This window comes from Peribacillus sp. Bi134, assembly GCF_918698065.1.
Taxonomy (GTDB): Bacteria; Bacillota; Bacilli; order Bacillales; family DSM-1321; genus Peribacillus.
The window spans coordinates 215,588-230,573 of the sequence record NZ_CAKKLN010000009.1 but is presented as its reverse complement, the minus strand read 5'-3'; the positions used below and the strand labels follow the sequence as shown (position 1 = coordinate 230,573).

The following is a 14,986-nucleotide window of genomic DNA, read 5'->3' as shown; positions in this document are numbered from 1 at the left end:
AGGCACTCGCTTTCCGCGGGCGGTCCGGGAGCCTCCTCGGCGCCTTTGCGCCTGCGGGGTCTCCCTTGGACACGCTTTTCCCGCAGGAGTCTCGCACCTTCCGTTCCAATCAACTTTGTTTTAAATCACTTTCCGCCGACTGTCTGCACTGTTTTGGGTCAATGACGCAGTTTATCAACCTAAACCACATAGAATTCGACCGTTCACGCACATTATTCGACCTAAACCACATAGTATCCGACCGTTCACGCTCAGTATCCGACCTACCCGGCATAGTATTCGACCTACCCTGCACTATATACGACCGTTCGCGAATTTTTTTCGACCTTCACCTCACTATTCGGACTCTTAACCCCTTATGTCCGCAAAATAAAAGTCCGCCATTATCGGCGGACTTTTATTTTATTTTTTCTGGTCAAGGCATTGATAAACCGCCATCATGTCTCGTTTGTTCAATTCACGAATCCGGGCGAATATGGGGATATCGGCAACGGCCTCGGTACGTTCACTTTCAGCCACGACATCCTTCACTTTCCCTGTCAGCCAGGTCTGCACGTCGATGCTTTCGACGATTTCTTTACGCCCTTCATCATCGATGCCACTGGCATGACAGCTCACACAAGGGATCGTTAATTTATACACACCGTCATGGATGTTGTCTTCTGAAATGACTTTCTTGCCATTACAGAATGGGCATTTATGACTTGCTTTAATTTTATTGATTTGGGTGACGATTTTTTTGTAGCCGAATGCTTCATAGACATAGGTTAGTTTTTTGTATTTGCCATTGGTGAAATATTTATCAATAATGGTTTCTCTTGTTTCGTTAATATTGGCAAAGTCACAGATGGTAATCTGATTTTTACTGCTGATTGCTTCGACATTGCCTTTAATGCTGCCCCAGAATGGCTGGGTATTTTGTAAAACCACTTCATACCCGACGAAGCTTGCTAGTTCGAGTTCGAGCATTTTTAACGCCGCTTTTGTTTCACGTGGAAGGAATGAGACATCATCAGTAAGTGCGATATCGCCGCCCACAATCGCTTTTAGTTTTTCCAGTTCCGGCAGCTTCCCTACAATTTTGATGACTTGATCAATCGGCTGTTGGATGAGCTCGCGAATGTCCGTATCACCAAACATCAGTTTTTTATGATGGTTCAGGACCGTTCCTTGACAGACAGGACAGTCGATCATCTCTTTTGTTTCTTTCATCTGCTCTTTAATGATTGATTTCGATACGAAGATATAACGCCCTATGATGAAATTGAATCCTTCCCAAATTCGCGATGCCTTGCCTGCTTTATCGTAAAAGGACTTTTCCCAATACCCATATAAGAAGGTGTGCTTTTCGGCATCTGTCATCTCATTATAGCTTTTACTAATGTCGTGACCGAGTTCATTCTTGATCTCATCAAACAGGAATTGCAGCTTTGAATGTTGATAATATTTTAATACTTCCATCACGTCTGGATGTAATAAACCATCCCAGAATGGCACGTTTTTGTCTTGTATGACTACATCAATGTCGAATTTTTCAATGACCCGGCGCCCCGAACAGCTTGGACAATGATTTTCTGCAGAATAGAAATCAAAGCTTCTTGTATCCTTATTGGTCGGATGTGCAGCCACTATATGGTTGATCATTCCTCCCAATTCATAAAGAAACGTAAATTGACTGTACAAGTGCCGTTCAAGGTCGATGGCGATGACAGGTGCAATCATGTCTGACTCGTACTCCCCATAAATCACACGAGCGATTGGTGATAAGCTTTTTAAAATGCCGCCCTTATAGACGTTCTCTGCGTTTTTGAAATAGTCCAGATGATTTTCCTGTAAATAATTGATGCTATTTTTTGACCGAAGTGTGGAAGAGATTTGCAATGGCTCCACTCGATCGTCATTGCTTTTGTGACTGTAATAATCATCATGACTGACAACATCAAGATGCTGGACAGGTGTTAGCTGTCTTTTGCCAAAATCCACTATATAATCCGAACTTTCCAGCATATAGGCATTATGTTCAATCATGATGATGGAGACGGATTCATCCTCCAGAATGACCCTGACACTATCAATGAATTGATTTAAAATATTTTGCGATAACCCTTTTGAAGGCTCGTCAAAAATGAAAAGCGTGTGCGGGTTTCTTGTCTTCGCAAACAGCTCGGAAACTAAGTGGACACATTGAAATTCACCCGTCGATAGTGTTTGTGTTTTTCTTTCTAACGTCAAATAACCAAGCCCAAGTTTGATCAATAAGCTCAAGCGTTTATGAGCGATGTCTTCTTTTGGCAATTCTTCAATGATATCTTCGATCGAACGCTGAAAAATATCATCAATTTCATCACTGTATTTGGTTAGCTTCTTTTTAATATCAAGAAACGTCACAACGGTTGAACGACTTGTAATCGATTTGTTTCGATCCTGCCCGACCATGACCAGCTTATCCTTTGGATACCGCTTCTGAAAATCTTTGGAGATACATTCATTGACTAGTGTAGATTTACCGCAGCCTGACTCACCCGAAAAGGTAACGAGTCTATTCTTGGGAATCCGAATTTCTTCCATTTGAATATTACGGCAGTAAAGATCCTGAAATTGATAGTATTCCGTTGGTGCTGCTTCATTTCGTTCCCAGCTGATTGGTTTGGGCCGCGGTGATTCCTCAACGATTTTCCCGCCATATTTTCCGCTGCCGGGTCCAAAGAACAATTGGTCATCAGTGCTATCCAGCACCGTGTCTGAGTGATCAATGAGCCAAATTTGATTTTTATAACCTAATTGCTTAATCTGTTCCAAAATTTCCAAAAGGGTTTGATGATCAAGACCGACGGAGATTTCATCGATGATGATAACGGTATTTTCACTTGTTGCCATGAATTCGGCTAAATAAAGCCGGGTTAATTCTCCCCCAGACACTGTCCCCATAATACGATTCAAGCCTAAATAACCAATATTCATATTGATTATATTTTGGAGAATATGCTGTTTAGCTTCACTAATATGTAAGGTCTCTGAGAGTGAAAGGATCGTTTCGATGCTTAAGTTGTTAATATCGGAAATAGTATGCGGGCGATCTAATAATTCGATGGTATATTGCTCGACTTCTGGATTGTAGCGCTTCCCCTCACACTTTGGACATTCGACATTTTTCGTCGTACCGCGTCCTTTACAAGTGGGGCACCAGCCTAAGGCATTATTAAATGAAAAAACTTCCGGAGAAAGATTGAATTTTTCTGCAAGACAAACACGAATCTCTTTAAACACACCAGTATGTGTGCCAATGGTCGAACGGGGATTGGCTGAAATGGATGATTTGCCGAGAAAAAGGACCAGCGGCATTTCCTCCATCTTGATGGCACTGAAGTTGGTTTCCATAATATTAGGAAATAAATACTGATATTCAGACTTCGGCAATAAGGAAACGAGACGCTTCTTGGATTCTTCACCAATGGTTTGACAAAAAGTCGTCTTCCCGGAACCTGATAATCCAGCAATTCCTAATGATTGGTCGTCTGGCAGTGATGAATCTAAATGGTTTATATTGTTCGCTATTAATCGATTTATTTTCATATGTAACTCCTCTCCATTTTTTAAGCTCAGTCTTTCATATTAGCATAGCGGTATATGTATTTGGTATTTTTTTAACGGTAACTACAGCCTTCTATTCTTTCACATTCCACTTCTTCAAAAACGTATGATTCATCGACAAAAAACGAGGAGTGATACGAAATAGGGTTGGATATTCAATCATCTGCAGATTGAGCCTTCTTTTAGATTATAAAAGCCCCTCTCCATTAAGAGAAGGGCATTCTTTATAAAGTATGACCATAATTTTGACCAATACGCTTATTTTGTATTGGACTTTTTTGCCTTGTTTTCAAGCTCGCTTTTTGGCTCTGTGGAGAATTCCACATCTTTTCCATGTCCCTGCGGGTTAACACTTGGTGCGATGCGACCTCTTCCTGTCTTTTTACTCATTTCCTTCACCTCCAAGTATATTATGTCCGACTGTTATAAATTAAAAACGAGGTGGTTTCTTTCTGTGAATGTCTTCCTGCAATCAGGAACTTATAAAAATTACCCCAATAAAAAACCTGCATAGAACTAAATTCTACACAGGTTTCAAAATCTGTTTTCCATATTTCTAATATGGAATTTGTATATCCATGAAATCCTATCATGTAATGTCCTTAAACACCTACAATGTGGGACGGAGCTACTTTAAATTACGAGTGTAATTAAATGTGTCTTTGTTTTGAGGAACGTCAGGATCTTTTTTCCCGGCAGGCTGTACTGCTCTTCCTGTATTTCCGCTATAGCCTTCTTCCATGGGCCCTGGATAATGATAATGACCATCATTAACTGATTGAGTTGTTGATTCACCAGTCGCCTGGCTTCCTCCCGTTTCCACCTGTTCTTTCTCGTTTTTCAATTCATCTCCTCCTTTTCTAAAGATTCTTTTATAGTATTTGATAAAAGAATAATAAAATTAAAGGAGAAAAAAGGAAGCACCACTAATACTTAATCCATTCAGATAAACCTGAAAAGTTCCACTTTGTTATTCCAAAGTCAGAAGTAAGCTCTTCGTTGCATCGTGCAAGAAAGGACTTGGTTCGCCAACAGTATATATTTGTAAGTCATGCATTGCCCTGGTGCATGCGGTATAGAACAATCTACGCAGGCTCTCATCTCCATATGTTTGCACAGATGCATCATAAATGATGACAGCATCAAATTCGATACCCTTGGCCAAATAAGCCGGAATAACAACAACACCCTGTTCATATTCATTTGTGCCTTTCTGTACGAGTTTAATTTCACCGTGTACACTAAGGGCATCGTATGCAGCGGCACTTTCGGCAGCAGATTTACAGATTATTGCGATTGTATTGTACTCGCGGCTTTGAAAGTCTTTAACTTTAGACAGAATTTTACGGTGCAATTCATCACGGCTGGACACTTGAGTCAGCACAGGCTTCTCGCCTTCACGTTCGAATGCCTTAATTCGATGGCCTTCAGGAACTAGTTCACGTGTGAATTCTATAATCTGCTTTGTGGATCTGTAGCTTTGATCCAAGGTTATACTCTCGGTTTCATCTATCCCGTATAAACTGGTAAGAGTCTGGAAATCCACCCGTTCGCTGGCATGAGCAAATATTGCTTGGTTAAAGTCACCGAGCACGGTCATCCTTGCTGAAGGAAACAACCGTTTCAAAAACTCGAATTGAAACGGGGAATAATCTTGTGCTTCGTCGACAAGCACGTATTTTATAGCGGTATTCGTCTGAAACCCTTGTATTAACTCCTTCAGCAGCAAAAACGGAGTCGCGTCTTCGTAATACAATTTACCTTCGTCCAGCATTTTTTGCGTTGATAAGCAAATTTCCATTTCGGCAGGTGTTTCACCCTCATTCCACAGTTCGATCATTATTTGTTCGTCAAAAAGTTGCTTGTATATTCCCTTAATATTGATAAAATGAAGTGCTTTTATCCGTTTGCGCAACGTCTTCAATTTCTTTCGAACAATCATTCGCGCAAGCATTTTATTTTCTATCTCATAATCGTCAAATGAATCTTCATTAAGACCGCGTTTTTTCTCTAAGTAGGTGTATACCTTTTGATAGTCCTCTTTGCTAAGATACTCGATTTCCTCCTGGACCCATGGTTTTTCCAACTCGGACTTTTCCGTTTCATCAAGCATCTCACATAACCACTCTTTCAATTTTTCAATCCTATTGTGAAACCTTAGTGTGGTGTCTGTGTTATAAAATCTTTCCGAGATTTGTTTGGCCGAGACGAGCGTTTCCCCTCGGAACTTTACCCCTCTAAAGATCATTCCAGATTGCTCCAATGATTGTCTGTATGTTTTGATGATTTCAAAGAAGCGAATCGATGCCTTAAATTGGATACTCGCTGTCCTAGTGCTATAGGAAGGATCATCCGCTGCAGTCAACAAAAATTCTAATTGCTCATAAGGATCCTCAACTTGAAACGAGTCAGTCAGACGATGATCCAGGTATTCCTGGAATGTTACCTGCTGCATATTCTCTTCGCCAAGTTCAGGTAACACATTGGATACATAGTTATTAAACATAGAGTTAGGAGAGAATAGAATGATTTGATCCGCTTTCAGCCTTTCTCGATTCTTGTAGAGCAGGTAAGCGATCCGTTGAAGGGCAGCTGATGTCTTGCCGCTGCCAGCTGCACCTTGAACAATGAGCAGACGTCCGCGATCGTTCCGGATGATCCTATTTTGCTCCCGTTGAATGGTGGCAACAATACTGTGCATATGCTTATCCGTTCCCTTGCCAAGCACCTGCTGCAGTATCTCATCTCCAATGGTGAGACTCGTATCGAACATTGATTCGATAACGCCTCCCTTGATCATGTATTGCCACTTGTTCTCCAGCATCCCCCGAATTATGCCACCGGGAGTGGAGTATTCTACGGGACCAGGAGGATAGTCATAATAAACACTCGAAATCGGAGCCCTCCAATCGTAGATAATGAAGTTTTCTCCTGTTGTATCAGTAAGAGTGGAGGTCCCAATATAAATTTGTTCCGTAAGGGATGACCCTTCTTCAGTGACATCGATCCGACCGAAATAAGGCACTTCCTGCATGCGGCGCAGTGTTGACAACCTCTTGAAGGAATATCTATGTGCGCCTTCGCTTTGTGACAAGTCTTGAGCCTGCTGCCTTAAGCCAATGATCGTCTCGAGGTAATCATCGAAAGTATCGATATTAACCTTGAGGTCATCCCAGAAATGTTTACGGATATTAACAACTTCTTTTCTGCGCTGTGAAGTCTCTCCTTCTATTTTGCTGATTTGTTTCGTGATTGTTTCTATCACCTCATCCAAACGTTCTTGCTCCTGCCGAATTTCATTGGTCATAACAGACACTCCTTTAAAAAATGAGAAATTAGGGGTTGACTAGAGGTGAGTTTTACCTTATACTTATAGTAAGGGGTAAACTATTTTCGTATATAATTAAATGTGTTTCTATACTAATTTATCATAACTACTGAATTATATCAATGTATATTTCATAACAGTTGCCATAATGAATCGTCATTTTAAACTCTAATTTAACATTTAAAGTCAGTAACCATTTGAGCAAGTAGCTTGACTGGTTATTTTTTTATGAATATTTTCATCTCGAAAGCCTAGTCCTGTTTTTGCTGCAACACTCACATTAACGGTTGATTCGTTGTAACGATGACATGTGATATTGTCTTGACTTAATATTGTTTGTTAGATAATGTTTAGAATAAAACTTTTTGCAGGAGAATTTATAATGAAAAAATATAAAGCATGTCAAAGTTGTGGAATGCCGCTATCTAAGGATGAATTAGGTGGAGGAACTGAAAAAGACGGTAGTAAAAGTACTAAATATTGCAGTCATTGTTATATAAATGGTGACTTCACTCAAAATATTACTGCGATAGAAATGCAAAAATTTGTTCAAAATCATATGATGGAAAATATGAAAATGCCTAAATTTATTGCTAAGTTTTTCACTAGAGGCATCCCAAAGTTAGAGCGATGGAATTAATCAACTATTAGAAAACGAATGAACTTTTTTTTTTTTCTGTAGATTTGAAAGAAAGTCGTACTGTTTATAAAAATGCGAAGAAAAAGGCGATAAAGACAAATCCATATAAAACGGATTTGTCTTTTTGTTTCTTCAATTGAATAATACGAAAATGTTTTTGTGAATTTTCAATCTATTCAACTTGTGTTTCCAGTTTATTATTTCATCATCTGTCTTGCTTCCATAAACAGCACTTGGATAAACTTTTTCATGTTATTACGGCTCTGGCTGCTTACTTTTTTGCTTTTGTCTTCTAGCTCCAGCATTTTTTTGCGGACTTCCGAGAAATCAAAAAATGTGGATGAATAGGCTTCGAATTTTGGATTCATATAATCCGTCAATCCTAATGAAGCGATATGGATGAGGGCCTGATTAAGAGCACGGCGGACACGCTGCTCAGAGGCTTTCATTTCTTTCTGGATTTCGGCCTCTTTCGCTTGATCTCCCAGCTTTTCAGCAGCAATCCTAGCAAAAATTTCCTTTAAATATGGAAACGTATAGGCTGGACCGAGCCTTTGCTTTTCATTTTGGAGGAACCCTAAAATGTTTAGTAAATCCTCGCTTCCCCCTTCGCCAATCATACCTAAATCAGAAATTAAGGAACGTCCGGCTTCCATGATATTTTTTGTATGAAAGGAGGACACTTTTTTCGAAGACTTCGGGCGTCCCGTAAACACGTTCAACGATTTTTGAATGCCCTGGATCGATTGATCCACCAGTATTCGCTCGTTCACTTTGTTTAATATGCATGAAATTTCAACTTGGTTCAGCGGTTTTGTAATGTAGTATTCCGCCCCTAATCTATATGCCTCTCCAATCAGTTCCTTCGATTCCACTTGCGAAATCATCACGAACTTTCCTTGAAATCCATCAGCAAGAGCCCTGATCGTTTCAATTCCGTCCCTTATTGGCATGAGCAAATCAATTAAGACAACGTCTGCTTTCTTTAAAAACAGCAAGCCATTATTCACTATCGATCCGTCTTCCGCTTCTCCCACCACTTTGCCTAAATCTTCATCTTCAATCATCTCTGTCAGCATTCCTCGAATGGCAGGATCGTCATCTATAATGAAATAATTCATCTCGTTAACCCTTTCTCCATAATCGCATCAATCGGAAGTCCAACGATGAATACGGTTTCTTTATAGTTATCCATTAGCCTGATATGTCCTCCAAATTTTTCAACAGTTTGTTTCACATACGATAAACCGATTCCCGTCGAAGGGTTTCCCGCCGCATCGAATTTCTTTGTATATCCTGCTGTAAAAATGACTTCCTTCTGCTTCGGTGCAATGCCGGGGCCATTGTCACTGATGTAAAACTCCACGAATTGATCTTTCCTTTTCACATGCAGAGATACGTATCCCTCTTCTTTAATGGCTTCCACTGCATTGGCCAATAAATTATTTATTAATGATAATACCATATATACATGGTAGGGCGGATGGTCACCATCTATATGCAAGGAAAATGAAATATCTTTGCGAAGGGACTCTGCATATCGTCTATTGGACACGATCATGATGTTACCAAGCTCTTCGATATTCATATATTCCTGCAGGTTTTCGGAAGACATGAGTTCCGACAGCCCCGCATAAATCCGCTGGTTATCTTTTTTGACCTCATGCACGAGACCTGCAATCTGCAACGCAGTTTGCGGATCGCTTCCATTATTACCCTCTGATTTTAACCGACGGTAAAAGTCATAACAAGTGCGGGTGATTTCTTCCGCATTTTGCATCGTTTTCTTCAGTTGAACCGATTCTTCATACAAACTTGAAATGAAAAGCAGCATTTGTTCCTTTTGCATGCGCTGCTCCGCTTCTGCGAACTTTGCTTCTCTCAGCTTTAATATATTAAAAAAGCTGAGGACGAAAAAGCTTCGAATAAAGGCGATTAAAACGAGTTGGTCAATGGCTAGCAAGGGTGTGTCCTGATTCGCCAAGAAGGAACGGATCGCCATTTCCGATACACTTGCAAAAAGCTCGATCAATACCCCTAAAAGCCCGACCATTAAAGGCTGATCGTGGCGTTCGTTCAATTTAGTCTTATGAAATGCGAACGCGTAGATGAAATAATAGAAAAAGGCGGGAAAATGAAGATACATCGCTTCCTCAACAGATATGTCCCGTATTCCGACAGCCATTGAAAAACGAAAAACAAACACACTCATCCCCGTTAAAATACCTGCAATAATCGGGTGGATCCCCCTCCCCCATAGCAAAAACAAGAAAAAGACGGGAGTTCCCAAACTGACTCTGAATGTACCGTCGAATGGATAAAACTTGAATTCACCCGCAAGAGGCACCGCAATCATAATCAATAATAATATCCTTATACTCTTTTTCAACACGGTCCCTCCCCAGTCACTTTATAAAAACATAACACATGAAATGATTAAAAAGAGAGAGGGCTTTTAACTGAAATTTTTATTTTTTCTATCACTTGTAAATATCAGTAGGTTTCAGTAGGTTCCGGTAGGATGATCATAAACTTAAAATAATCTAAAAATTGAAAGCGTTAACAATATAAAAGGGGGAATTTAAATGAAAAAGTTTGGCTTAGCTACTCAAATTTTCATTGCACTTGTACTAGGTATCGTTGTCGGTGCTTTATTCCATGGTAATGAAGCAGCCATGGCCATTATGGTACCTATCGGCGATATTTTCATTCATTTAATTAAAATGATTGTCATCCCGATCGTCATGGCTGCATTAGTGGTTTCAATAGCGGGAGTCGGCGATATTAAAAAACTAGGGAAATTAGGCGGGAAGACCCTTCTTTATTTCGAGATTGTCACTACAATTGCCATTGTTCTTGGATTACTGGCGGCAAACTTGTTCCATCCGGGGGCTGGCTTAGATACAAGCAGTCTTGAAAAAAGTGATATTTCAAAATATGAAGAAACAACAAAGACGGCTGGAAGCAGTGGCTTTGGTGAAACAATTTCTCATATTGTTCCTCAAAATGTATTTGAATCAATGGCTCAAGCGGATTTATTACCGATTATCTTCTTTTCTGTTTTATTCGGCTTAGGTGTGGCTGCGATAGGCGAAAAAGGAAAGCCTATTCTTGGATTCTTTGAAGGTGTGTTGGAAGTTATGTTTTGGGTGACGAATCTAGTCATGAAATTTGCCCCTTTTGGTGTGTTTGCACTCATTGGTGTAACCGTTGCAAAATTTGGTATCGCAACATTAATTCCTTTAGGGAACCTGGTAGTTGCTGTTTATGTGACGATGGTATTCTTCGTGTTCGTCATTCTTGGAATTATAGCGAAAATGTCTGGGACAAGCATTTTTGTTATCCTGAAAGTGTTAAAGGATGAACTGATTTTGGCCTTTACAACAGCAAGTTCAGAGTCGGTATTACCAAGGCTTATGGATAAAATGGAGAAGTTTGGCTGCCCGAAATCCATTACTTCTTTTGTTATTCCAACAGGCTATACGTTTAATCTAGATGGCTCATCGATTTACCAAGCACTTGCTTCACTTTTCGTAGCACAAATGTATGGAATTGATCTATCCATTACACAACAGATTACTTTGTTACTAGTATTGATGTTAACGTCAAAAGGAATGGCTGGCGTTCCGGGGGCGTCATTTGTTGTTGTTTTAACAACTCTTGGTTCGATGGGACTGCCGGTGGAAGGTGTTGCGTTCATTGCCGGTATCGATCGAATTTTGGATATGGGAAGATCAGCGGTTAATGTCGTGGGGAACTCATTGGCGGCGATTGTCATGTCGAAGTGGGAAGGAGAATTTGACCAGAAGAAAGCAAACCATTACGTTGATTCCATTAAACAATCAGACGTAGCATAAACTATATCCATATAAATCATACCGTACGTATTGAGAAAGATATAACAAGTACCAGTGCATGCATAGTAAGGTATCCAAACATTGCATGCAGTTGAAAACCTTCCGATTACAAGTTATCCTTACGAGATGACAAACCCAGGTTTTTCAGGGCTGAGCCGTAATTAAGATTGATTGATGGAATGGCTGAAGTAGTTGAATAACATATAAAAGCCCTCCTTTATAGTGAGGGCTTTTTTGTTTTGCAGAATAAGTAAAAATATTGAATAATGCGAGATCAAAAAAATGGATAGCCCCAAATAAGGCTATCCAGCTTAATTTATAAATGTTGTCTAAAAGATCACTTTACCTTTACCCCAGATTTGATCAAGGTAGGCGGAGTTTCTCCCTGTAATCCTGCTACAAGGTTGGTTGCTGCCAGCATCGCCATTTTCTTGCGGGTTTCATATGTTGCGGAACCGATATGAGGCAAAGTGACGACATTCTTCATGGAAAGCAGAGGATTGTCCTCCTTGACGGGCTCCTGTACAAAGACATCCAGTCCTGCCGCATGAATTTCACCAGTCTTAAGCGCAGTGATCAAGGCTTCTTCATCCACCGTTTTCCCTCTTGAACAATTGATGAAGATCGCGGACCCTTTCATGAGCTTGAATTCTTTTTCCCCCATCATTTTTTCAGTTTGTGGAGTTAGCGGTGTCATCAAGCAGACAAAATCAGATTGCTTTAACAGATCTTCCAGAGAACAGTATGTAGCTCCATACTTTTGTTCCGCTTCTTCATTTCTGGATCTGTTGTGATATAAGATGTTCATATCGAATCCAAAACGAGCCCTTTTCGAAACGGCAGAGCCTATTCCGCCCATGCCGATTATGCCTAATACTTTATGATGCACGTCCAACCCAAACGATTTTTCTCCGATGTTCGATGTCCATTGCCCTGACTTTACCATTTGATCCAGCTCTGGCATTCTTCTTGCTGTGGACAGCATCAAGCCCATGATCGTATCTGCGACTGTCTCATTCAATACCTCGGGAGTGTTCGTAGCCATGATTCCGCGATTGGACAGCTCGGTTACATCCAAATTGTCGTATCCAACCGATGAATTACAGACGATTTTTAATTGCGGTGCTTGATCCAGTAAAGCTTTATCCACCTTTAATCCTGACCCTAATATACCTTGTGCGTTCTTCAGCTCTTGTAGGAATTCAGAGTGATTTCGTGAGTCAAGGCCTTCAAAATAAACAACATCACAAGTCTCTCGAATATATTGCAGCACTTCCTGATCCACTTTCTTATAAACAATTACTTTCGGTTTCATCACTGATACCTCACTTCCAATAAAGTTGGACCCCGTCGGGATCAAAAGTCGACATAACCTTTATGTTTTACGCCTCTATCTATAATCTACCATTATTTAAAAAAAGGTAGTAGCTAATTGAACGGCAGACCAAACCGCTAAAACGGAAGCTAAGGATAGAATGATATTTTCGAACCAATTGTTTTTATATTTCCCCATCAAGCTTTTTTTATTTGATAGCACCAGCATGCCAATTGCGATTACCGGAAAACCGATTATGTTTATTGCATTAACGCCAATCGTCAATGCAATGAAACCAGGCATGCCGGGAATGGACCAAATGATTGGGGTGACCAATACAAAAATCATAACCCATTTATACATTGGATCTTTTTCATATTTACCATTGTACTTTTCACGACGATCCTTATTTATTACGTAAAAGGCATCTACAATCAATCTTGGAAAACCAGTTGACTTGCCTACTACACTCGCGAATAATACCCCAAAAACACCGAGATAGAAAATGTACCAGCCAAATTTTCCTAACGACATTTGTAATGCCATTGCCAAGTCATCAATCGTTTCCACATGAATTCCATTCGGTTTTAAAATTTCTGCCCCAACAACCCAAATGGCCAAGTTGATTACAATGCAAACTCCTATGGCAAACAGCAAATCATTTCTTTGAACCTTTAGATGACTCGGTTTCGTCCAGCCCTTTTCCCTCATGAAATATGGATGAACAAAGTTCGAAATCGATCCTGCCACTGCACCGATAATTGAAACTGCTACCAATAATGCTCCATGAACGCCAGTATCACTTGGAATGCTAAACCCAACTGTTCCTTTAATGATTTGCCCCACATCCGGTGTAGCCTGAATGGCGAGGAACAAGAAAGCAATCGTCAATAATGCCAAAAGCACTTTCATTACACTTTCGATTCTATTATAAATATTCCTGCCAATAAGCATAAAAACTAATCCTACAACTACCATTGAAGCTAAGAATGGCTGATTAACTTGGAATAGGGTCGATAATACCTCTCCCGCTCCCTTAATCATATAGGCATTAAAAAGATGACCCATGATTAATGCATAACCAAACATAAAGTAACCGAAAAATGGGTGGATACGTCCATATCCTTCAAGTATGGTTAACCCCTCTGTGTTACAAAGCTGGAACCGGGCAATAACATTAACGATTAGAAAACGAAGGATTAATGACAGTGCTAAAATCCACATTAAACTATATCCATAATCTGCCCCGGCAACAGAAGAAGTCACCAGATCCCCGGCTCCAAGCCACGTCAACACGGCAAGGATCCCCGGACCATAGGATGTTTTAAACTTCGTGATGAAATTTGGTTTCTTACTTACGACCTCAGGAACAATCACAGTGGATTCAGCAAGATTTGATTGATTTTTCATGTTATTCACTCCATCCCAAAGAGTATGTATTCGCTTTCATTTTTTCTAAAGCATTAATACTTTGATAACTCTGGACAAACAGTTATTGAAATTATGACAGAGCTTTATGTCATTTCTGAAACTGACATAAAGTTTACGATGCTGTTTATGTTGTCATGCTTCATGTTGAAGTGAATCAAAAATGTTAAAAAAGCTCCCCTTCCATTTAATTGAATGTTTTGACTATTTACATTGAAATTGTAAGACAAATTAAAATGTAAGTCAATCATAATATTTAGAAGTTTTTTTTGACCCTTCGTACTTGTTGATAAATTCAAGTTGTTGCTGATTAGAAAATTCAGGATTGTTGTTACTATATAAAAAAGGATAAGTACAGCGTGCGAATAGATTAACGCTATCAGAGGATAATATAAGCGAAGGAGTGAAATATATGCCACAAGATACTAACAATGATCCATTTAATAATGTAGATAGAGACCCAACTAATAATCCCACTACTAATAATGATGATAACGATACCATTGAAAGACCCGTAATGATTAATGATAGTTTGAACCCCGGATTTCAAAGAGAAGAACGTCCTATGCCTAATGGTAATATCCCAACAATAGAGGGAGTTGCAAACATTAAAGAACGTTTTCCTTCGGACCATGAAAGACTTATGAGCAGAATTAATCTTGGGGATGCACTTATAAATCGGGAAAATACACATTTTGGACGGTTTGAAAGATAACCCACGAGAAAAAAGCTAAAGACCTGTATAGGCTTTAGCTTCCGTTTTTTTAGTTTTGTACAAAAATGAACCTTCCTCTCCAGGCACTCGCTTTCCGAAGGAGTCTCTCACC

Annotated in this window: 11 protein-coding genes; 3 read left to right on the top strand and 8 right to left on the bottom strand. The window is 39.8% G+C overall.

What is annotated here, in order from left to right; translation table 11 throughout:
* Positions 1-402: 402 nt before the first annotated feature.
* The 4 genes from LQ188_RS21395 to helD form a co-directional block, all read right to left on the bottom strand.
* Positions 403-3,573, bottom strand: coding sequence for an ATP-binding cassette domain-containing protein (locus LQ188_RS21395; protein ID WP_230178142.1), 3,171 nt, complete (start codon positions 3,571-3,573; stop codon positions 403-405).
* A 276-nt stretch (positions 3,574-3,849) separates the two neighbouring features.
* A complete protein-coding gene (gene sspL, locus LQ188_RS21390; RefSeq protein WP_061464729.1) occupies positions 3,850-3,981 on the bottom strand; it encodes a small, acid-soluble spore protein L in 132 nt (43 codons plus the stop codon).
* A gap of 238 nt (positions 3,982-4,219) precedes the next feature.
* Entirely contained in the window at positions 4,220-4,435 is a 216-nt protein-coding gene (locus LQ188_RS21385) for a hypothetical protein (RefSeq protein ID WP_230178141.1), read from the bottom strand.
* 126 nt (positions 4,436-4,561) lie between these two features.
* On the bottom strand, positions 4,562-6,898 hold the full coding sequence (gene helD / locus LQ188_RS21380; RefSeq protein ID WP_230178139.1) for an RNA polymerase recycling motor HelD: 2,337 nt from the start codon (positions 6,896-6,898) through the stop codon (positions 4,562-4,564).
* A gap of 403 nt (positions 6,899-7,301) precedes the next feature.
* On the opposite strand from helD, the gene LQ188_RS21375 reads away from it, so the two are divergent.
* Positions 7,302-7,559 carry a zinc ribbon domain-containing protein gene (locus LQ188_RS21375; RefSeq protein ID WP_230178137.1) on the top strand — a complete coding sequence of 86 codons (258 nt, stop codon included), beginning with the start codon at positions 7,302-7,304 and terminating at the stop codon, positions 7,557-7,559.
* Between the two features lie 197 nt (positions 7,560-7,756).
* Here the strand turns inward: LQ188_RS21375 and LQ188_RS21370 are convergent, their stop codons facing one another.
* Together LQ188_RS21370 and LQ188_RS21365 are read right to left on the bottom strand one after the other, a co-directional pair.
* The gene (locus LQ188_RS21370; protein ID WP_230178135.1) at positions 7,757-8,680 is read right to left on the bottom strand and encodes a response regulator; all 924 of its coding nucleotides are present in this window, start codon (positions 8,678-8,680) and stop codon (positions 7,757-7,759) included.
* Positions 8,677-9,948 (bottom strand): sensor histidine kinase, encoded by a 1,272-nt coding sequence (locus LQ188_RS21365; protein ID WP_230178134.1) that lies wholly within the window; start codon positions 9,946-9,948, stop codon positions 8,677-8,679. Before LQ188_RS21365 ends, LQ188_RS21370 begins: the two co-directional genes overlap by 4 nt.
* Before the next feature lie 196 nt (positions 9,949-10,144).
* Here LQ188_RS21365 and LQ188_RS21360 point away from each other — a divergent pair, with 196 nt between their 5' ends.
* Positions 10,145-11,416 (top strand): cation:dicarboxylase symporter family transporter, encoded by a 1,272-nt coding sequence (locus LQ188_RS21360; protein WP_230178133.1) that lies wholly within the window; start codon positions 10,145-10,147, stop codon positions 11,414-11,416.
* A 337-nt stretch (positions 11,417-11,753) separates the two neighbouring features.
* On the opposite strand, the gene LQ188_RS21355 is transcribed toward LQ188_RS21360, so the two are convergent.
* The gene (locus LQ188_RS21355) at positions 11,754-12,731 is read right to left on the bottom strand and encodes a D-glycerate dehydrogenase (RefSeq protein WP_230178132.1); all 978 of its coding nucleotides are present in this window, start codon (positions 12,729-12,731) and stop codon (positions 11,754-11,756) included.
* Between the two features lie 96 nt (positions 12,732-12,827).
* A complete protein-coding gene (locus LQ188_RS21350; protein ID WP_230178131.1) occupies positions 12,828-14,141 on the bottom strand; it encodes an Nramp family divalent metal transporter in 1,314 nt (437 codons plus the stop codon).
* 430 nt (positions 14,142-14,571) lie between these two features.
* Here LQ188_RS21350 and LQ188_RS21345 point away from each other — a divergent pair, with 430 nt between their 5' ends.
* Positions 14,572-14,874, top strand: coding sequence for a hypothetical protein (locus LQ188_RS21345; protein WP_230178130.1), 303 nt, complete (start codon positions 14,572-14,574; stop codon positions 14,872-14,874).
* Positions 14,875-14,986: the final 112 nt, after the last annotated feature.

Coding starts and splice junctions, on each gene's coding strand:
- LQ188_RS21395 (WP_230178142.1), bottom strand. CDS start 3,573: ATGAAAATAAATCGATTAATAGCGAACAATATAAACCATTTAGATTCA.
- sspL (WP_061464729.1), bottom strand. CDS start 3,981: ATGAGTAAAAAGACAGGAAGAGGTCGCATCGCACCAAGTGTTAACCCG.
- helD (WP_230178139.1), bottom strand. CDS start 6,898: ATGACCAATGAAATTCGGCAGGAGCAAGAACGTTTGGATGAGGTGATA.
- LQ188_RS21375 (WP_230178137.1), top strand. CDS start 7,302: ATGAAAAAATATAAAGCATGTCAAAGTTGTGGAATGCCGCTATCTAAG.
- LQ188_RS21370 (WP_230178135.1), bottom strand. CDS start 8,680: ATGAATTATTTCATTATAGATGACGATCCTGCCATTCGAGGAATGCTG.
- LQ188_RS21360 (WP_230178133.1), top strand. CDS start 10,145: ATGAAAAAGTTTGGCTTAGCTACTCAAATTTTCATTGCACTTGTACTA.
- LQ188_RS21355 (WP_230178132.1), bottom strand. CDS start 12,731: ATGAAACCGAAAGTAATTGTTTATAAGAAAGTGGATCAGGAAGTGCTG.
- LQ188_RS21350 (WP_230178131.1), bottom strand. CDS start 14,141: ATGAAAAATCAATCAAATCTTGCTGAATCCACTGTGATTGTTCCTGAG.
- LQ188_RS21345 (WP_230178130.1), top strand. CDS start 14,572: ATGCCACAAGATACTAACAATGATCCATTTAATAATGTAGATAGAGAC.